Source organism: Marinitoga aeolica, assembly GCF_029910535.1.
GTDB classification, from domain to species: domain Bacteria; phylum Thermotogota; class Thermotogae; order Petrotogales; family Petrotogaceae; genus Marinitoga; species Marinitoga aeolica.
In genome coordinates this window covers 724,800-745,175 of record NZ_CP069362.1, presented here as the reverse complement: position 1 = coordinate 745,175, position 20,376 = coordinate 724,800, and the positions used below count along the sequence as shown (strand labels likewise).

The window sequence follows — 20,376 nt, the reverse complement described above, 5'->3', positions numbered from 1 at the left end:
TTAAAAATCAAAATCCATATTTTTTACAGTAATTCCCTCGACTTTTGATAATTTTTCTTCTAAATCATTCCATAAATTTTGATCTCCTGCTAATTCTAAAAGAATTAATCCTCTATCGCTGCAATCATCGTCAAATGCATCATGTAAACCAAGTCTTGTTTTTATAATGCACCCAAATCCTGTTAATAATCTTTGTACCTCACCTGCTTCTTTTTTTCTGTCATGAATATAAATACCTAATACTCTAATCTTTCCCATAAAACATTCCCCCTTTAATGATATATAGAGACTTTTTTGCTTCTTCAGTAATATCCAAATCATTTAAATCATTAATAGGTCTTTTTAATATAATTGATTCTGCCGTTTTTTTCCCTATTCCATTAATGGATATTAGTTCGTCAACTGTAGCTTTATTAATATCAAAAGGATATTTTAGAGCTGTAATAGAGCGAGAACCATGATCAACTACAACACCATCTATTTTGTCCAATAAATTATATTTTCCAATAATTCCGGTTTTTATAGGATACGTACCCAATTGTCTTCCGAAAGATATATTTCCTTTTACTTCTTCTATAATTAGATTTCTTAATATAGTTCCAATAGGAAAGACTTTTTTTATCATTTCATGATTATATTGTTCCATATATTCCTTAAATTTAATGAAATCTTTTTTATGTTGTTTTGGTTTAATATTATATAATAAAGTTCCAGGAAAAGCCATGACCTGACGAACATTTATTCTTCTTACCAATAAATTTTCATCCATAATTTTTTCTAGATATTCTTTGTTTATTTCAAAAGTTTCTTTAGTTTCACCAATTAGACCATATAATAAATTTATACCTGGTAGTAATTTTGGAATACCGTTCTTATCTCTGATACTTCCAATTTCGTTAACTATTCTAATTGCTTCCAAAGAATCTTCTGGTAAAATATCAATTTTATTCTTTAAAGTAACATTTTTATCAAAGGATTCAACGCCAAAAGATAGAATATCGCCTGCTGTATTATATTTAACAATAATTTCCAATAATTTTTTAATCTTATTTTTATGTTTTACAATATAAGCAGGATTTGCATTATCTGTATGAAGAACATCGGATATTTTAGCCATTTCCTGGTATAACTCATTAAATAATTCAATATTAGGGTCTCCATTATTCAAAAGAGAACCATATGCTAAAAAATTAGCAGCTCTTCCGAATCTAAAATTTTTAACTCCGGCATTGTAAATAGCTTTTGCTTCCTCTAATGTATCTTTTAAAGGTCTTTCCCGGTATTTTCCATTAATTAATGGTTCTGTACAAAATGAGCAAAAACCATTTTTTCTTTCACATCCACGAGACACATCCATTTCAACGATAATATCAGGATATCTTGGATGTTTTTTTAATATTTCTGCTCCAAGTGGCGCGATTTTTGAAATTAAGTTATAATCTGATTTATCGTTTAATTTAAAATCATCGGATACAGGATAAGTAAAAAGAAATTTCTCAATATCTCCTTCAACTAGATAATCAATTTCATTCGATTCAATCTTAATAGCACGTCTTCCGCCTGTTAATGTATAGCCTTTTACAATAGGCCCTCCTAAAACTCGTAAAGGCTCTTTGTTTAAAGAAAATATTTTATTTATTTCATTTAGCGAAATTGGAGTTCCACCAAGATAGTGTCCGGGTACAGTAACTCCTCCGATTATAATTAAGTATTCATAATGGTTAAATGATTGCCACATGTTATTTTCTCTAACTTGATCAATAGTGAAATAATCCACATCTATACCATGATAATATAAGGCACCCGCTGCATACCTAATATATGTAGAAACATATGGTGGAACACCTAAAATGGCTGGTTCATCAACATATCCATCGATAATTACAGCTTTCAATTTAAAAACTCCCTTTTTAAAATTGATATATATAATATATTATACCATATTTAAATGAATTGTGATTTAATATGTCGAAATTAAAATAAAATGAAATGAAGACTTAAATATGATATAATTATTTAAAATTAAGCTAATGAGGTGATTAGATGAAAAGAATATCTGTAATATTATTATACATATTTCTTATAACATACGTATTTTCAGGAGAAATTTATAATTTTAACAAATCAGCTTTTGTTGAAAAAACTAAATATTTTAAATTTGTTTTTGAAAAGGATTTATATAACTATGTTTATGAATTAGAAAAATTATCAGATAAATTATATGAAAATTATGTAGAGTTTTATGAAACAAAACCAGGATCAATAACAGTTTATATTTTTGATGACGTTGATTTTGTCAATTCTTTTGCGTTACCACCTTTAAATGTAATAAGATTATATATTAATCCACCAAATGCAAAAATTGGATTATCAGAAAACGTTGAAGAATGGATTAGTTTTGTATTTTCTCATGAATTAAATCATATTTTTTATGGAAATACGTTGAATAATTACGTTTCATGGATACCTAATAATATAATAAGAAAGGCATTAATGATGAATTGGAATCCAAGCTATTTACATGAAGGACTTTCTATATATATGGAGAGTAAATACTTTAAGGGGCGATTTCAGAATAATTTATTTAATATGTATTTAAAAGCAGAAATCTTAAGTAATAATTATCCAAGATATCAATTAGGTGCAGGGCCATATAAAGATATATGGTCACCAGCAGGATTTAATTATATGTATGGAGCTATTGTTACCAAAGAAATTTCAGAAAAATATGGAGAAGATACATTAAGAAGCATCATAAAAGATATTAACTCACATTTATTTTTTAGCACAATAAGCAGTTCATTTGAAAGAATAACTAACGAAAAATGGAATGATTTTTTATTATACATAAAAATAAAATATAAAAACGAGTATTTAGATTTATTAAATAAAGGATATGTTGATAATTATGTTCCATTAAATAAATCAAATCATTTCACTTCAAATTTAAAAACAGATGGAAAAAATATTTATTATTATAAGGAATCTCCAGGTAAAAGAAGTGGAATATATAGATATAAAGACGATAAATTAATTTTACCGGATATAAAAAATTTTGACATATCAAATGATGGAAAAATAATATATCTCATTTCAAATAAAAACGATAAATATATAAATTCTCTATATTTAAAATGTAACTGTCCTATTTCAGATACATTAATAGATATTCGAGTAACCAATTTTGCTTTTGCAGGAAGTGAAAGAATTGTATATACAAAAATAAAAGATGGATTAACAGCAGTATTTTTAAAAAATTTAAATACAGGGAAAACAGAAAAATTAATGGATTATGGGAAATATACAATAAATGATTTTTACTACTTTAATAATAAAATATATTTTTCTGGAATAATAAATAATCAGAATGACATATATTATATTGATTTAAATACCAAAAAATTAATTCAATTAACCAATGATAAATATATTGAAATGAATCTTTTTGTTAAAGATAATAATATATACTATACAGCTAATTATGAAGATGATATTTTTAATATCTATTCTATAAATCTAATAACAGGGTTGGTAAGTAAATTAACTAACCACATTTTTGGAACATTTTATCCAGTGGTATTAAATGATGAACTTTATTTTTTATACTATAATTTTACTGGATATCATCTTTCAAAAATAGAAATTAATAATATTGGTGAAAAAAATATAAAATTATATAATACTCAAATTATTGTGGAGAACACAGATCTAAAAATAGCTAAACAGATGAATAAATATTCTGAATCATTAAAATATAATTTTTTAGTTCCATATGCAGAAAATAATGATATAGGTGCATTATATTTATCTTTAAGTGAAGGGGTTAATTATGGTGTAGGAGCAGGACTATTAACAGATTTTACTCAATTAAAACCTATTTTTGGTTTTTATTTGGACTACTATACACAAAATTTAGGTATTTTTAAATATCAAAATAGCAAGTTATACTCAAGTATAAATATTTCAAAAAGTTTTGAATTCCATTTAAAGAAACAAAATTATTTAACATTAAGTAGTAATTTTGAATTAGAAAATATAACTTTAAAATCAAAAGAAATAATAATTAATTTAATGAATAATCCATATAAAATTGATCAACAACAATATTATGAAAACAACAGTATTTTGGGATATAACAATGATAATTTTTATATTCAATATTCCAAAGCATTTGATATTTATTCTGTAAAAACTGAACCATATATTTATTATGATACAAATGGTAATTTAATTCCAGGATTAAAGTTATCAAAGAGGATATGGTATCCATATTTCTCTATTTTAGACGGAAAATATAGCTTAGATGGAATTAATGGAAGTATAGATTATAATTATAATTTAAAAACGAAAAAATCAAATTTAAAATTTTCATTGAATATGGATTTAACAGCACTTTATTGGATAAATTTTACATTACCTCTAATAAAAAATAATTAAGAGTTGCCAAAAGGCAACTCTTAATTATACTGGATATACACTTTCATCTTCAGAAAATTCTTCATTTTCTTCAACTAAATCAAAATCAACCTGAATTTCCTTTTCATATTTCTTCTTCAAATAGTTCTTTCCCACTTCACCGAACAATATATAAGTTAATAAATCTTCATCATTTTCTGCTAATGCACATATTTCTTCTCTTGATTTTTCAATTTCAGGTTCCAATAAATCTGCTGGTCTGCAAGTTATAGGTTTTTCATCTCCTAATGCCTTCTTTAACAATTCTTCATTAACTGGAGCAGGTGGTCTTCCATACATACCTCTTAAATAATTCTTTACTTCATTAGTAATAGCTTTATATCTTTCCTTATACATCACATTTAAAACAGCTTGAACACCAACAATTTGACTTGTAGGCGTAACTAATGGTGGATATCCAAGATCTTTTCGCACTCTTGGTACTTCTTCTAGAACATCATCTAATAAATGAACCATTTTTTGATTTTTTAATTGTGAAACAAGATTAGAGAACATACCACCTGGTATTTGAGCTTTTAAAATTCTTGAATCAATAGAAACCATTTTCATATCATTTTCGCTGTGATTTTCTCTTACTTTCCAGAAATGATGAGCTAATTCATATAATAAGTCGGAATTTAATGGTTCGCCAAGTGCAAAATTAAAAGGTTCAACAGCAGGTTGAGAACTTGCATTTGCAAAAGGACTTAAAGCAGTGTCGATATAGTCAACTCCCGCATCTATAGCTGCTTGATATGCAATTGAAGCCATACCTGCAGTATTATGCGAATGCAATTCTATAGGTACATTGAACTTTTTCTTTAATTCTGAAACCAATTGATAAGACATTTTTGGAGTTAGTAATCCAGCCATGTCTTTTATAACTATAGAATCCACACCTTTTTCTATTAATTCTTTAGCAAAATTCAAATAAAAATCAAGATCATGAACAGGACTTATTGTATAAGAAATAGCGCCTTGAACGTGGATACTTCTTTTTTTAGCTATTTCAATGCTTTTTTCAAGATTTCTAATATCGTTTAATGCATCAAAAACCCTGATTATATCCATGCCATAATCTGCAACTTTATTTATAAAAAGTTCAACCACATCATCTGCATAATTTCTGTATCCTACAATATTTTGACCTCTTAAAAGCATTTGTATTTGTGTGTTTTTTAACTTTTTTCTTATGATTTTCAACCTTTTCCAGGGATCTTCGTCTAAATAACGTATACAGGAATCATATGTTGCACCACCCCAAACTTCCATAGAATGAAATCCGACTTCATCGAATTTATCCAAAACAGGTTCGAATTCATTAGTTTTCATTCTTGTAGCAATTATGGATTGTTGCCCATCTCTTAAAGTGGTATCTACAAATTTTGTCATATTTTCCACCTCCAAAATAATTAAAACATTCTTAGTTTAAAAATCAACAAATTTTTTATTAAGAAGCATAGAAAAAAGAAAGTAAAAACATATAAGATATGTTTGATAATTTTGGGGATTAGGAAATGTAATTTTGAAATAGAAAAATTTAGTAGTAGAATGATAATAGAAGGTGAAAAAATGAGAATAGGTAATTATTTACCTTCACAAGATACAAGGAGTATTTATCTTGAATCTAAATTGCGAAGAATATTATTAAAGGCTATAAATAGCAAAGATAATTCTTTGCTATTAAAAGTTGGTAATATAGATAATTTAATAAAATCTGGAAATATCGAGGAAGCAGAGAGGGAAATAAGAGAAGCAGAAAAAAATGTTCTTTCAAAAGAACAGAATAAAAAAAGCGTAATTAATATAAGGCCATTACCAGATAATACAGGAAATAGATCAAAAAAGAATTATCAAATTCCAGAAGCTATTGATGGAGATATTTATTTGCAAGATAATTCTCCGGATTCTGCAGTGTCTTTTCAATATCCTACAGCTGTTCCTGAAAGTGCATCATTTTTATTTATAAGTTCTCACGAAGGGGAACATGCAAGAGAAATAATAAAAGAAGCAATGTTTAAAGGAAAAATGGCCCAAGTGTATGTAAGATATTTTACATCGTATGATTCAGAAGGAAGATTGGTTTACACAGGCGGTGTAACCTGGGGAAAGATATTGGATTCAAAGGTATGATTGGAGTGAAAAAGTGCAAAGTAAATTTTTCCAAAAATTTTTAATAGAAAATAAGAATATATTAGAAAAATACGGGAAAATAATTGAAGTAAAAAGAAATGATATATTGCATTCTACAACTGAGGAATTAAAACAGGTTAGTATTATTTTAAAAGGTAAGCTAAAAGTAGTAAAATATACTTCTGAAGGTTATGAACAGGTATTAAAATATTTAAATAAAAATGAAAGTTTTGGGGAAGGATTAATTTTTTCTGGAGAAAATTATCCTTCATATATTGTAGCTGAAGAAGATTCAAAAGTTTTAGAAATATCGAGAGAAGGGGTTCTGGAACTATTTAGAGAAAATGAAGATTTTCTTGTTTTATATTTAAATGAAATATCAAAAAAATTATTGAATTTATCCAACATAGTTGATATTTTGATTATTAAATCTATAAAAGAAAGGCTTATTAGATATTTTGCATTACTATATAAACAACAAAAATCTGAAATCATATATTTTAAATCAAAACAGCAAATTGCAAATGAAATAGGTAGTGTTAGAGAAGTTGTTTCAAGAAAAATTAAAGAACTTATAGATGAAAATATAATTGAAGAGATTGATAAAAATCATATAAAACTGATTAACTTAAAAATATTTGAATAAAATAAAAATAAAACCGTGAGTGAAATCACGGTTTTATTTTTTTATATACTCTATAATTAGGATATCAAAAAAGGAATGGGAGGTTGATTTATGAATACAGTGGTTTTAATTGGTATTGCAGTAATATTTTTGATTTGGTCATTTTTTAAAAGTAGAGAAAAAACAAAGGAAAGTTTTTATCAATTTTTACCGGTGCAATTTCAGCAGGACCAATATACGCAGCATTTCCTGTGGCACAAGCTTTATTTTTAAAAGGAGCAAGTATTGCAAATTTAGTTATAATAATTAGTTCTTGGGCTGTAGTTAAGGTTGTTATGTTTATGGTTGAATCTAGTTTCTTAGGTTTATCATTTGCTATTACAAGATATGCTTTGACAATTCCAGCAATTTTAATTATGGGATATATGATGGAAAAATTGGTAAGTAGAGAAGATATTATTGATGAAATAGAAGATAAAGATATAATATATGAAAATGAAAAAGAGGTTTTAAGAGATTTACCAAATATGAATTGCGGAGCATGTGGATATCCTAATTGTAGAGCATTTGCCGATGGTGTAATAAAAGGTGAAGTGACGATAGATGATTGTGTAATTAGAAGTAAAGCTAAAAAGTATGCATAACAAATGCCAACCACAATGGTTGGCATTTTGTTTTAAAAGGTTTCACATTTTATTTTCCATTATGCTATACAAATATGTTATACTAACTTTGAGGTGATAGATATGGAATATATAGAATATATTTTTGTTTTACCAAAAAAGTTAGAAGATGAAATAGAAACATTTTTTACTATGAATGAATTTCAAAATTATTATTTTGATAAACCTACTAAAGGTCAATCTGTTGTGAAAGTATATATAAATCCCAAATATCCAGAAAATGATATTGTTAATTATTTAAAAGAAAAATTGGAATTAATTTCAAAACAAAATATAACAGAAGATGAATGGTTGAGGCCATGGAGAGAATCATTGAAGCCTTTTGAATTTGTTGAAAATATATGGATAATGCCTGACCCAGAAAAAAGTTATGATATTCCAAAAAATGTTAAAGTAATAAAAATAATTCCTGGAACAGCATTTGGAACAGGGTTGCATCCAACAACAAGATTAGCTGCAAAGAATTTAGTTAAAGTTATCAATGAAGGTGCAGATGTATTGGATATTGGAACTGGTACAGGAATATTATCAATGATTGCTAAATTATATGGAGCAGACAAACTTTTATCTCTTGATTATGATCCTTTAGCAGTAGAAAAAGCAAAAGAAACATTTGAATTAAATGATCTTGTCATTGAAGTAAAGCAATCCGATTTGTTATCTTCTGTGGATAAAAAGGAAAAATACGATATAATAATTGCAAATATTGTTGTTCCTATACTATTAAGATTATTAGATGATGAAAAATTAGATAAAATTTTAAATGAAAATGGATATCTGATTCTATCAGGTATTAATAAAGAAAGAGAAGAAGAGATGATTAATAAAATATTTGAAAAAGAATATAATATAATATCAAGAGAGGAAGAGTCAGGATGGATATCACTTCTGTTACAAAAGAGGATTTAGAAATAATAGAAAAACAAATAGAAAGAAAACCGAATAAAATAGTCTCGATTCCAAAAAGATGTTCATATGGAATTCCGCAGGTTATTGAAAGTTATCCATTAAAAGATGGGAAACCATTTCCCACTTTGTATTGGTTAACATGTCCCCATTTAATAAAAGAAGTTGGGAAACTTGAATCATTAGGTAAAATAAAGGAATGGGAAGAAGAAATAAAAAATAATGAAGACTTAAGAAAAAAATATTTAAAAGCCCATATTCAAGAACAAAAAAAACGAAATTCTATAATAAAAGGCGAAGAAAAATGGATAAAAGAAAGATTAGAGAAAATAGGTATAGGTGGCATAAGTAATTTTGAAAGTATTAAATGTTTACATTTACAATTGGCATCATATTTAGGAGGAACGGATAACCCTATTGGCGAAAGGGTGTGGAACAGCATTGAAAAGAAAGAATGTAAGAACTGCATCTGTTGTTTATTATAGAGATATAAGAACACATGTTGTAATATTTATTCTTATTTTCTTTGGTATATTAGCAGCAATAAAAAATATTTTATTAGGTAATTATATTGGTGCAATGAATATTGCAACAGGTTTTCTAGCTATTTTAATAATTAGATTTGGATTATATATAACAGCACCAATAACAGATATTTCTATTTATGCTTTTAGTATAATAAATCTGTTCAATTTAAAAATATTTTATATAAATAACACAGTTTTTGTTATAACTTTATTATTAACATTCAGAGATATGCTTAGAGCTAGAAAATATATTTTTACAGATTCTTTGACAGGATTATTAAATAGAAGGTATTATGTAGAAATTGTACCAAAGGTAATAAAATTGAAGGAGTATATAGGAAAAGGATTTGGAATAATAGTATTAGATCTTGATAATTTTAAGCCAGTTAATGATAAATTTGGTCATAAATCTGGAGATTATGCTTTAAAAAAAGTTGGAGATATTATTAATAAGAATACAAGAAAGTCTGATTTAGCTATTAGATATGGTGGAGATGAATTTGTTATATTAGTTAATACAAATGACGAAGAAACAATTGATAAAATAATAAATAGAATAGATAATCAGGTAAAAAAAGAATTGAAAATATACAACATAGGTATTTCAGCTGGAAAATATATAAAAAAAGCTGATGAAAATATTTCTTTAGAAGAAATATTTGAAAAAGCAGATAAAGATATGTATGAAAACAAGAAGAGGAGAAAACATGCTAGATAGAAAGGTATTAAAGAATATTCCAAATGAACCGGGAGTTTATATTTTTAAGGATAAGAATTCTAAACCTATTTATATAGGTAAAGCTAAAAAGTTAAAAAATAGAATAGCTTCATATTTTAATAAGTCAAATCAAGATAAAAATGAAAAAGTGAAAAAAATTGTTGAAGATGCAGAATTTCTGGATTATATAGTAGTTAGAAACGAAGATGAATCATTAATTTTAGAATCTAATTTAATATTTACTCATAAACCCAAGTACAATATATTATTAAAGGATGCCAGAGTGTATCCTTATATTGCTATTACAAAGGAAGATTTTCCGCAAATTAAATTAGTTAGGACAAAGAAAGGTGAAAAAGCAGAGTTTTATGGACCGTACTCCAATGTGGGTATGGTAAGAGGAATTATAGAAATAATACAGTGGGTATACAAAGTAAGGACATGTGAAAGAAAATTAGATAGGAAATCAAAACCCTGTTTTTTATTTCATCTTGGAAAGTGTTTTGCTCCATGTTATGTTGAAGTAGATAAAAAAGAATATAAAAAAGCAGTTAGAAAAGTAAAAAGATTTTTAAAGGGAAATATTAAATCTATTAGAAAATATATAGAAGAAAGCATGCACCAATATGCGAAATTATTAAATTTTGAAAAAGCTGCACAATTGAGAGATTTGCTTTTTAAATTAGATAGATTGTTTGTTCCGATTGGTGTTGAGATGGTGCATAATAAAAATATAGATATTATTGCAAAAGATAAAGAATATCCTGTAGTGGTGGCTTTAATTATAAGACAAGGATATGTTATCTCAAAACTAACCTTTACCATTGATGAAAATATAAATGAATTTATACATCAATATTATGTAATAAGAAAAAATATAATTCCTGAAGAAATATGGATAAAGGATTTTGAAAATAATATAGATGATGAAATAATACATTTTTTAACTAAAAATGGGTTAAAAGATATAAAAGATTTAAAAAGTGAAAGTGAAGAATTGTATACAATAACCACCAGGAATTTAACAGAAGAAGTAAAAAAACAGACGGATCTTGGGAATGTGTTAAAACAGGCAAAGGAAATTCTTTCTTTAAAAAAATTACCTTATCGAATAGAAGGAATAGATATATCCCATTTACAGGGGATGTATACCGTAGCTTCTTTGATAACATTTGAAAATGGGAAACCCAAAAAAGAAGACTATAGAAGATACAGACTTGATGAATTTAAAGAGCCTAATGACTTTGAATCGATTAAAACAGTTATAAAAAAAAGATATACAAAACATCCTTTGCCAGATTTGTTATTTATAGATGGGGGAAAAGGTCAGGTTAATGCTGCAGTTGAGGCCTTAAAAGAAATAGGTTATACCTTAGATGATATAGATGTTGTGGGAATAGCTAAAGAAGATGAAAGAATAGTGTTTCCAGGAGAAATAGAAGATTTGCATTTATCTCTTGACCACCCGGTATTACGAATGCTTATTTTTATGAGGGATGAAACACATAGATTTGCTATAACCTTTAATAGAAAGTTAAGAGCTAAAAGATTTGAAAAATCAAGATTAGACGATATCCCAGGAATAGGCCCAAAAAGAAAAAAACTTCTTATTAATCATTTTGGTTCACTTGAAGAAATTTCAAAAGCTTCGTGGGAAGAAATAAATGAGGTAATAAAAAATGAAAAAGTAGCAAAAAAAATAAAAGAATTTTTTGATTAGTGGTGAAATATGAAAAAAAATACAGCTATAGGATTAATTTTGATTTTACTGGTTTGGTGGATTATAGCAGTTTTAAATAATAATCAGCTTTTAATTCCATTTCCTCAAAAAGTTTTTCTGGAAATGGTAAAGCTTTTTAAAGATTTAAATTTTTATGGAGATTTATTAAACACCTTTTTAAAAATAATAGTAGGATTTTTTATATCTGTTTTTATTGGCATTCCTATAGGGATTATTTCTGGATTAAGTAAATCTTTTTTTGAAATTTTTAGACCTTTTTTAATGTTAATTCAAAGTTCTCCTGTAGTTTCATATATAGCTATAGCGATGTTATGGTTTGGAATAGGGTTTTATACGCCGGTTTTTGTTGCGTTTATGGTTATATTTCCAGTAGTAGTATTAAATATTTCTGAAGGTATAAGATCTACAGATAAAAAATTGCTGGAAATGGCAAAGGTTTTTAATCTTGATAAAAAAAATATTCTTTTAAAAATATACTTTCCTTCTTTAATTCCTTTTTTAAAATCCACATTAAATATGATATCTGGTAGCTTATGGAAATCTGTTGTTGTTGGTGAATTCTTAGCAGGGGACAGAGGACTTGGAGTTAGCCTTTCCTTTTCTAAAATTGCATTGAATACAGATAGAGTTTTTGCATATACCATTTTATTAGCAATATTAGGAATGATATCCGAAAAAATGTTAAAAGGTATATCCAGTAAAAATTTAAGAAGAGAGAAAGAGATAAAAAATAAAATAATAAAATCATCAAAAAAAGTAAATAGAATATCAGAAGATATTATTATAAAAAGTTTGAACAAAAAATTTGATGATAACGTCATATTATCCGGATTTGATATTGCATTTAAAAGCGGAAAAATAAATGTGTTATTGGGAGAATCTGGAATAGGTAAAACTACGATTTTAAATATATTATCAGGAATAGTGGGAAAAGATAATGGAGAAATTTATATAAATGGAAAAATTGGATATATTTTCCAGGATGATCGATTGGTTCCATGGCTTAATGTATATGAAAATATTAAGTTAGTTAATGAAGACATTAATTTAAATGAAATAATAAAATATCTAAATTTGCTAAATCTTGAAAAAGATATTCTTACAAAATATCCAGATGAATTATCAGGTGGAATGAAAAAACGTGTAAATATTTTGAGAGCAATAGCTTATAATCCAGATATAATTTTAATGGATGAGGCTTTTGCATCCCTTGATATTTCTAATAAATATAAAATAATAAAAGAATTTATTAATATTCAAAAAAAAGAAAAATTTACTGTTATAATGGTAACACATGATCCTTTTGAAGTATCTAATTTAGGTGAAAATGTATTTTTATTAGAAGGGAAACCATTAAAGATAAAAAAGAAATTTAAATTTAAAAATGTTTTTGAGAGAAATATAGAGTATAATCATACTATTCTTTATGAAATTAACAAAATATTGTTAGATTAATTTAAAATAATTCTAAGGAAATTCTAAGGAAAAAGAGTAAAAATTTTTTTGAAATAGAAAATACAATAATGGAGGTGATAGTGATGAAAAAAATTGTTGTTGCTATGACAGCAGTATTATTAATGGTAGTTTCCTCATTTGCCTTTGTAAATCCAAATTATGTTTCACCAGTGGTAAATGTTGTAAAAGAAGCTGCACCAGCTGTAGTCAACATTGAAGCTGTAGGGCATAGAAAGGCTTCAATAGATCCATTTTTTGAGGATTTTTATAAAAGGTTTTTTGGTGAATCACCATGGACTCAAGATAGAGAATTCAAAGCATTAGGTACAGGATTTATATTTGATAAAAGAGGATATATATTGACAAATTATCATGTTGTTGAAAATGCAGATGAAATAACTGTAACAACATTAGAAGGAAAGAAATATAAAGCAAAATATGTGGGTGGAGATGGAGATCTTGATATAGCGGTTTTGCAAGTTAAAACAAAAGATGAATTACCTGTAATAGAATTAGGAGATTCTGATAATATTGAAATTGGTGAATGGGCAATTGCAATAGGTAATCCTTTAGGGTTTAAACATACAGTTACATTAGGTGTTGTAAGCGCTGTACATAGAAAGATTCCAAAACCTGATGGAAATGGTGCTTATGCAGATTTAATTCAAACAGATGCAGCAATCAATCCTGGTAATAGTGGAGGTCCATTGTTAAATATTCATGCTCAGGTAATAGGTATAAATACAGCTATAGTAAATCCAACACAAGGTCAAAATTTAGGTTTTGCAATTCCAATTAATTTTGCTAAAAGATTTGCCGAATCTTTAATAAATACTGGAAAAGTATCAAAAGCATACTTAGGAGTTTATATACAAAACGTAACAGAATCTCTTGCAAAAACATTTGGATTAAAAGTAACAAAAGGTGCGTTTGTTAGTGATATTGAAAAAGGATCACCTGCAGATAAAGTTGGAATAAAACCTGGCGATGTTATTGTAAAAATAGATAATAAAGAAATAGATAGTGCTGATGAACTTGTATATATTGTAAAAACTTATCCAGCAGGACAAAGCATTAATGTTGTTGTGAATAGGAAAGGGAAAGAAATTACATATACAGTTACTTTAGCCGAAAGAGAAGAATTTGCAAAAGCTACAGAAGATTATTATTTAGGATTAAAAGTTAGAGATTTAACTCCAGAAGATATTAATGAATTAAAATTACCAAAAGATATGTATGGTGTTAGAGTTGAAGAGGTTAAAGAAGGATCAGAAGCACAATATGTAAATATTAAAAAAGGTGATATTATAATGGAAATGTACGTAAATGGAAAAGGTGAAAAATTAGAATCTGTAAAAGATTTCCAAAAATTAGCTTCAAATATTAAAAAAGGCGATTATGTAGGATTTATAATATATAGAGACGGTTATAGAGCTTCTGTATACTTTAGTTATATGGGTAAATAATAAAAGTCCCATCATTTTTTGATGGGACTTTTGTATTATATAATTACATTATTATTTATTATATAATTGCTCATATGATAGACCAGTTATAGATTCACAAATCTTCTTTACATTTGAATCAACATCTTCTTTTTTGCCATTATTTCTTAATCTATCTATTTCTTCTCTAATAATCTTATGATTTTGTGCATTCACTTTATATTTTAAAGATAATAATATTCCAGTTATTAATAACAATATGGGTAAAAATACAAATATAGACTTTAACTTAAACAATGTACTAGCAGTTTGATCTTGATTTGGTATATACCCAATAAAATCTAAAAATACACCTAAAACAAATAAAGTAACTGCTTGTATTATCTTCCTAATAAACGTCATTGCTCCGGAATAAATTCCTGCTCTATTTTTTGTTGTTATTAATTCATCAATATCAATTATTGTTGGCAACATAGCCCAAGGTATCATTACACCAGCGGATAAGCCAAAACCTATTATTATTGAATCTAAATAGATAAATATAGTTGGAGTGTTTTTGCCAATAATAAATAATATAAACATTCCTATAGCCCATATTGACAACCCTAAAGTATAATCTTTCCCTTTTCCATATTTGTTTGCTATATATACATGTAATGGTAATGACAATATTTCAGTAAGCAATATCAAACCTAAACATATGGAAAATATATTTGGTTTTTGAATATAGTAGGTTAAATAATATATAAATAATGCCATTAATATATCCATTGCTGTATATGCCATAATATACATACCAATATGGATTTTAAACGGCTTGTTTTTTAATAAAGATAATAAATCAAATTTATTTTTTTGAACATTATCATCTTTGGTGCTTTCTTCAAAGGTTCCTAAAAATACAAAAATCCAAGGAAGCGAATATAATATACTAAAAACAATCGCCATATTTCTATAACCAATAGAAGGGTTTGAAGCTGAATCAATTATTATTTTTGGCAAAACACCTGACAGTAATGCTGAAATTTGAGAAAAAAACATTCTCGTACCAGATAATTTTGTTCTTAATGAATAGTCTTTTGTCATTTCGGCATTTAAAGCTGTATATGGTATCATAACCATTGTATATACTGTTGAGAATAATATATATGCAAAAGAATAAAATAAGAATAACGATAATTGTGAGTTGCTATTAATAGGTAACCACAACAAATAAAAAGATAAAGCTATAGGAAATATACCCAATAAAAAGTATAATCGTCTTTTCCCAAATTTAGATCTTGTGTTATCTGAAATATATCCCATTATAGGATCAGAAATTGCATCCCAAGCTTTTCCTATAATAAGAACTAGTCCAGCTAAAGATGGTCTAAGTCCTACAACATCTGTTAAAAATATCAAAAACAATGTTCCAATTACTAAAAAAGATCCTCCACCAAAAATATCCCCCATACCATATGCAATAATATTTCTTCTCTTCATATTTACCCCCCTGAAATCTTTTACCAAGGTAATGGATTAATTGCTATTTCCCTTTCATATAATTCTTCATATTTTTTAACTTTGTCTTTATCCATCTTAATTTCACTAGCTTTTAAATTTTCTTTTAATTGTTCTATATTTTTACTACCTACTGCAATTGTGCTAATAACATCATATGATAAAATATAACTCAAGGCTTCATGAACCATAGATACATCATTAGATTTTATTTTTTTTACTTTTTCAATTAATTCTGCTCTTTTTTCAATATCCTTTACACTCCATCTGCTTCTAATACCTGTAAATCTACTATCTTTATTATATTTCCCAGATAACCATCCAGAATCTAAAGGAACTTTAACTATTACTGCTAATCCTTTTTCTCTAATTTTATCAAAAGATTTTCTTACATCTTGAAAGAATATATTAAATAATATTTCTACCACTTGACTATCAGTATTTTCGATTAATTTATCAACTTCTCTTGAAAAATCTAATGATGCACCATATGCTTTTATTAATCCCTCATTTTTTAATTCTTCCAAAACTTTAAATTGTGGTGCATTTTTGTCTAACATCTCATAAGGTGGATTATGTAAAATAACTGAATCCAAATAATTTGTTTTAAGTTTTTTTAAGCTATTTTCAACTGTTTTTCTAATAACCTCCGGAGCAAATCCATCTTTTTCTCCAGGAACATGCCCTACTTTAGTGTTTATTACAAGTTTTTCTCTATCAAACTTACTTAACGCCTCTCCTAATATTAACTCACTTTTACCCCCAGCATAATTTGGAGCAGTATCAAAAAAATTACATCCGAGTTCTACAGCTGTCTCTACTAATTTAATTGCTTCTGAATCTTTTGGCCCTCCCCATTCTTTATCATTACCTAATTGCCAAGCTCCAAATCCAATTTCAGAAACTAATTTTCCTAAATACTTCCTATAATTCATTTTCTCTTCCTCCTACAAATTATCAAATAATTCTTTAAATTTAGAGCTTGCTCTATAAAATACTGGAATTATTTCAGAATTTACAACGTATTTTCCACCGTTATATTTTTCTTTTGTCCATAAATTAATCCATTCATCTTCTGGTAATAAAACTTCCATATTTTTTGTATTTTCCTTTAAAACTGGACAAATCAATAAATCTCTACCTAATAAATACTCTTTATCGCTATTAACATTATAATGCAGCATTAATGGCCTTATTAAAGGTATTCCTTTTTCTTGATATTCATCAATATAATATAATAAATAATCTTTTAAATAAGAATGTATTTCTGTCATTTTTTTAAGATATTCAATTAATTCTTCATCTGAATAAACTTGAATATTATCATCTGGCCTATTTCCTTCATGAGATCTCATTACAGGAGAAAATGCCGACAATTCTATCCATCTCTTCATTAATTCTTTGCTTCTTTTAACTTCAAATAATGATGTATATCCACCCAAATCACAGTGAGTATATCCTATTCCAGATATTGCTGAAGATAAAAAACTTTTAACAACTGAAGGAATACCATCATCTTCAGACCAGTCTACTAATTGATCCCCTGCCCACATTAATGTTGTATATTTTTGAATTCCATTAAAACCAGCTCTCATAAAAAATACTATTTCACCTAGTTTTCCAGATTCTTTAACTGCTTCATAATTTAATTTAGCCCATAACACTGGCCACATATTATGCATTTCTTTCGGATCTCCATTTTCCAAAACACAATCAATTGGCAAATATTCTCCAAAATCAGCCATCCATCCTGAGAAACCTAAATCTATCATATTTTTCTTTATTACCTCTTTATACCAATTAAAAGCTTTCTCGTTCGTTAGATCTATTGTACCACAATAGAATTCTCCAAAATCGATTAAATATGTATCTCCTTTTTTGTTTTTTACAAAATAACCTTTTTTATCGGCTTCTTTAAATAATTCTCCTTCTCTTATCAAATATGGGTTTATATACCCTAAAAACCTAATATTTCTTTTATTTAATTCTTCAATATACTCTTTTAAATTAGGATAGTATTTCTCATTTACCTTCCAATCCCAAAATAATCTTTTACCAAAAGAAGTAATTTTTTTACCTACCCAATCTTGAACCCATAATGCATTAATCTTTACTTCACTTAATTTTTCTAGTTTTTTATTTACTTCTTCTAATCCACCTTGCACACCTAATATTAAACCATCTAAAATCCACTCTGGTAATTTCGGTTGTATTCCCATATATTTATTAAATTTTGAAATTATTTCTAGATAGTTTTCTCCTGTAATAAAGGAAATTCTTTTTGGTATATCCCATACTTCTATTTCATGAAAATCTACATGAGAAAAATCAAATTTCATATATACTGATGAATCTACTATACAATAATACATATTTGAACTTAAAAAAGCACTTTGAGGGAAATTTGTTGTATAATAATCCCCACCTGCTTTACCTTCTACATCTGCCAACCATGTAATATATGTTTTCTTATTTCTACCTACACCTGGTTCTGATGTCCATAATGGGAAGATTTTTCCTCTAAGATTAAAATATGAAAATTGTTCTCCACAACCATATATATCTTCATTTTTTGTTGCGTTTAATCTTATCCAAAATCTATTATAATTAGAATAATTTTCAAATGTTATTTCATTATCTTTTATTTCCATTTTGAGTATTGTTTTTCCATCCTCATAAAAACTTATAATATTTCCAGCTATATTAAAATTTCTTAATGGAATTCTGCTTTCTAAATAATCATTAATATCAAAATTCCCTCTATACATATCTATTTTTTCTTTTCCATATCCTAAAAATATTGAAGGGTTTTCCTTAGAATGCGATAACAATTTATTTTTTCCAATTATTATTTCAAATCCATTATCTTTATCTATTATCATAGTAATCATCCTCTTATTATTTCCCAACCCATTAATTGGCCAAAGATTTCAAATGTTCTCATATAATCGCCATATACCATTGCAGCATGATGCGCTACTCCATTTTTTACTAAAGTATCTAATAAACTATTGATATGATTTTCAAAAATAACTTTTGCATATGTTCCTTTTAATTCTTTTTTCATTTCTACTGCTTCACCTTTTGCTATAAATAATCTAGTTTTTCCTCTTGCAGAATCTATTCTTAATAAACTTATTACTCCTGGCTTCAATACAAAATCAGCAGTAACTCCTTTTCCTCCTGCAAAATATGTATCTAAAGATCTATTTGATTTTTTATCCCATAAATTATATGCAGCAACTCCACAATGCCATAATAATGCATAGTTTTCTTCTAAATTAACTTGAGACAAATCTGCTAAAAATGGCGTAGAATTAGAGGCTGCTTTAGTTGCTATCATAGATAATGTCCCTTCAACATCACCTTCACAACCTATAATATAATCATTAGCTTGTAAATATGACATTGCAGCACAAGGAGAAATTCCATATTTTGAAGCAAATTCTGGCCAACATCTTATTGCCATAGCATTAATATTTTTCTCTTTAAAAAACAATTCTAATCCTCTAATTAATTTACTTACTTTACTTAATTGTGTATTATTTATTCCTGAAACATCATATATTTCTTTTAACTTTTCTTCATACTGCGATTCAGAATTATTTGCATAATCAAATAATTCATCTAATTGCAAATAATCTATTAATGTTCCCGCTTTCCCGTTTAAATTTAGTTCATCTATACCTAAATTAAAAAATCCATGTGCTCTTGATCCCACTACACCTAGTCGTGTATTTTCTAAAACTTTTTTCATCTTTAATGCATTTATCCAATCCATATCAATTTTATCACCAACTGTATAATGGAAATTATCATATCCAGCTTTGTATAAATTTGAAGCATTTAAGTTCAGCCCACAAACTGAATTTAATCTTATTTTTCCGCCGTTATATGGCAACTCATTAAATGCCCACAATAACATTGGTTTTTTCAAACTTGCATATATTAAAGCTAAATGACCTAAATGAAATGTTCCGCTAATTATAACTATTCCATCAACATCGACAAATTTTTTTACAGAATTTTGAGCTTCTTCTACCTCAATAACCAAATTTTCATCAAATATAAATTCTACATATTTTATACTTTTTAATTCCTCTATTTTTTCTTTATATATTTCAGCAGCTGCATTATAGTCAAATGTTTTCCTTGCCAAACAAACTACTCCTATTTTTAGCATAATAA

General features: G+C 26.9%; 17 protein-coding genes and 1 pseudogene. 11 read left to right on the top strand and 7 right to left on the bottom strand.

The genetic code is table 11. From position 1 onward, the window contains the following. Both JRV97_RS03545 and JRV97_RS03540 read right to left on the bottom strand, forming a co-directional pair. Positions 1-258 (bottom strand): hypothetical protein, encoded by a 258-nt coding sequence (locus JRV97_RS03545; protein ID WP_281000232.1) that lies wholly within the window; start codon positions 256-258, stop codon positions 1-3. Further along, on the bottom strand, positions 245-1,894 hold the full coding sequence (locus JRV97_RS03540; RefSeq protein WP_281000230.1) for a radical SAM protein: 1,650 nt from the start codon (positions 1,892-1,894) through the stop codon (positions 245-247). The genes JRV97_RS03545 and JRV97_RS03540 overlap by 14 nt, the downstream gene beginning before the upstream one ends. A 149-nt stretch (positions 1,895-2,043) precedes the next feature. Here JRV97_RS03540 and JRV97_RS03535 point away from each other — a divergent pair, with 149 nt between their 5' ends. After that, positions 2,044-4,437: a TolB family protein gene (locus tag JRV97_RS03535; protein ID WP_281000228.1), complete on the top strand. Its 2,394-nt coding sequence runs from the start codon at positions 2,044-2,046 to the stop codon at positions 4,435-4,437. Between the two features lie 24 nt (positions 4,438-4,461). Here the strand turns inward: JRV97_RS03535 and JRV97_RS03530 are convergent, their stop codons facing one another. Further along, the gene (locus tag JRV97_RS03530) at positions 4,462-5,847 is read right to left on the bottom strand and encodes a pyruvate carboxylase subunit B (RefSeq protein WP_281000226.1); all 1,386 of its coding nucleotides are present in this window, start codon (positions 5,845-5,847) and stop codon (positions 4,462-4,464) included. A 180-nt stretch (positions 5,848-6,027) separates the two neighbouring features. Here JRV97_RS03530 and JRV97_RS03525 point away from each other — a divergent pair, with 180 nt between their 5' ends. The 10 genes and pseudogenes from JRV97_RS03525 (at position 6,028) to JRV97_RS03480 (ending at position 14,709) form a co-directional block, all read left to right on the top strand. Next, positions 6,028-6,588, top strand: a complete 561-nt coding sequence (locus JRV97_RS03525; protein ID WP_281000224.1) for a hypothetical protein — start codon at positions 6,028-6,030, stop codon at positions 6,586-6,588. Positions 6,589-6,601: 13 nt separating this feature from the next. After that, positions 6,602-7,234, top strand: a complete 633-nt coding sequence (locus JRV97_RS03520; RefSeq protein ID WP_281000222.1) for a Crp/Fnr family transcriptional regulator — start codon at positions 6,602-6,604, stop codon at positions 7,232-7,234. 176 nt (positions 7,235-7,410) lie between these two features. Next, positions 7,411-7,674: pseudogene (locus JRV97_RS03515) on the top strand (permease); the annotation flags it as partial. Positions 7,675-7,740: 66 nt separating this feature from the next. After that, entirely contained in the window at positions 7,741-7,857 is a 117-nt protein-coding gene (locus JRV97_RS03510; RefSeq protein ID WP_281001030.1) for a (Fe-S)-binding protein, read from the top strand. A 102-nt stretch (positions 7,858-7,959) separates the two neighbouring features. Next, positions 7,960-8,805: a 50S ribosomal protein L11 methyltransferase gene (locus JRV97_RS03505; protein ID WP_281000220.1), complete on the top strand. Its 846-nt coding sequence runs from the start codon at positions 7,960-7,962 to the stop codon at positions 8,803-8,805. Then, positions 8,772-9,287 carry a DUF501 domain-containing protein gene (locus tag JRV97_RS03500; protein ID WP_281000218.1) on the top strand — a complete coding sequence of 172 codons (516 nt, stop codon included), beginning with the start codon at positions 8,772-8,774 and terminating at the stop codon, positions 9,285-9,287. The genes JRV97_RS03505 and JRV97_RS03500 overlap by 34 nt, the downstream gene beginning before the upstream one ends. Further along, positions 9,244-10,047: a GGDEF domain-containing protein gene (locus JRV97_RS03495; RefSeq protein WP_281000216.1), complete on the top strand. Its 804-nt coding sequence runs from the start codon at positions 9,244-9,246 to the stop codon at positions 10,045-10,047. The genes JRV97_RS03500 and JRV97_RS03495 overlap by 44 nt, the downstream gene beginning before the upstream one ends. Further along, on the top strand, positions 10,037-11,767 hold the full coding sequence (uvrC, locus tag JRV97_RS03490) for an excinuclease ABC subunit UvrC (protein ID WP_281000214.1): 1,731 nt from the start codon (positions 10,037-10,039) through the stop codon (positions 11,765-11,767). Before JRV97_RS03495 ends, uvrC begins: the two co-directional genes overlap by 11 nt. A 9-nt stretch (positions 11,768-11,776) precedes the next feature. After that, positions 11,777-13,243, top strand: a complete 1,467-nt coding sequence (locus tag JRV97_RS03485) for an ATP-binding cassette domain-containing protein (protein ID WP_281000212.1) — start codon at positions 11,777-11,779, stop codon at positions 13,241-13,243. An 83-nt stretch (positions 13,244-13,326) separates the two neighbouring features. After that, positions 13,327-14,709, top strand: coding sequence for a Do family serine endopeptidase (locus JRV97_RS03480; RefSeq protein ID WP_281000210.1), 1,383 nt, complete (start codon positions 13,327-13,329; stop codon positions 14,707-14,709). Positions 14,710-14,760: 51 nt separating this feature from the next. Here JRV97_RS03480 and JRV97_RS03475 read toward each other — a convergent pair whose 3' ends face one another. The 4 genes from JRV97_RS03475 to JRV97_RS03460 are packed head-to-tail and all read right to left on the bottom strand — an operon-like array spanning position 14,761 to position 20,371. Continuing rightward, a complete protein-coding gene (locus JRV97_RS03475) occupies positions 14,761-16,170 on the bottom strand; it encodes an MFS transporter (protein ID WP_205098369.1) in 1,410 nt (469 codons plus the stop codon). 20 nt (positions 16,171-16,190) lie between these two features. Next, positions 16,191-17,123, bottom strand: a complete 933-nt coding sequence (locus tag JRV97_RS03470; protein ID WP_205098367.1) for an aldo/keto reductase — start codon at positions 17,121-17,123, stop codon at positions 16,191-16,193. A 12-nt stretch (positions 17,124-17,135) separates the two neighbouring features. Next, positions 17,136-19,079 (bottom strand): alpha-glucosidase, encoded by a 1,944-nt coding sequence (locus JRV97_RS03465; protein ID WP_407081556.1) that lies wholly within the window; start codon positions 19,077-19,079, stop codon positions 17,136-17,138. Continuing rightward, positions 19,076-20,371: an L-fucose/L-arabinose isomerase family protein gene (locus JRV97_RS03460; RefSeq protein ID WP_205098364.1), complete on the bottom strand. Its 1,296-nt coding sequence runs from the start codon at positions 20,369-20,371 to the stop codon at positions 19,076-19,078. Before JRV97_RS03460 ends, JRV97_RS03465 begins: the two co-directional genes overlap by 4 nt. Between the last annotated feature and the right edge of the window lie 5 nt (positions 20,372-20,376).

Bases quoted from the DNA above. Each gene is read 5' to 3' on its own strand.
- JRV97_RS03545 (WP_281000232.1), bottom strand. From the start codon at position 258: ATGGGAAAGATTAGAGTATTAGGTATTTATATTCATGACAGAAAAAAA.
- JRV97_RS03535 (WP_281000228.1), top strand. From the start codon at position 2,044: ATGAAAAGAATATCTGTAATATTATTATACATATTTCTTATAACATAC.
- JRV97_RS03530 (WP_281000226.1), bottom strand. From the start codon at position 5,847: ATGACAAAATTTGTAGATACCACTTTAAGAGATGGGCAACAATCCATA.
- JRV97_RS03525 (WP_281000224.1), top strand. From the start codon at position 6,028: ATGAGAATAGGTAATTATTTACCTTCACAAGATACAAGGAGTATTTAT.
- JRV97_RS03510 (WP_281001030.1), top strand. From the start codon at position 7,741: ATGAATTGCGGAGCATGTGGATATCCTAATTGTAGAGCATTTGCCGAT.
- JRV97_RS03505 (WP_281000220.1), top strand. From the start codon at position 7,960: ATGGAATATATAGAATATATTTTTGTTTTACCAAAAAAGTTAGAAGAT.
- JRV97_RS03500 (WP_281000218.1), top strand. From the start codon at position 8,772: ATGGATATCACTTCTGTTACAAAAGAGGATTTAGAAATAATAGAAAAA.
- uvrC (WP_281000214.1), top strand. From the start codon at position 10,037: ATGCTAGATAGAAAGGTATTAAAGAATATTCCAAATGAACCGGGAGTT.
- JRV97_RS03485 (WP_281000212.1), top strand. From the start codon at position 11,777: ATGAAAAAAAATACAGCTATAGGATTAATTTTGATTTTACTGGTTTGG.
- JRV97_RS03480 (WP_281000210.1), top strand. From the start codon at position 13,327: ATGAAAAAAATTGTTGTTGCTATGACAGCAGTATTATTAATGGTAGTT.
- JRV97_RS03475 (WP_205098369.1), bottom strand. From the start codon at position 16,170: ATGAAGAGAAGAAATATTATTGCATATGGTATGGGGGATATTTTTGGT.
- JRV97_RS03470 (WP_205098367.1), bottom strand. From the start codon at position 17,123: ATGAATTATAGGAAGTATTTAGGAAAATTAGTTTCTGAAATTGGATTT.
- JRV97_RS03465 (WP_407081556.1), bottom strand. From the start codon at position 19,079: ATGATTACTATGATAATAGATAAAGATAATGGATTTGAAATAATAATT.
- JRV97_RS03460 (WP_205098364.1), bottom strand. From the start codon at position 20,371: ATGCTAAAAATAGGAGTAGTTTGTTTGGCAAGGAAAACATTTGACTAT.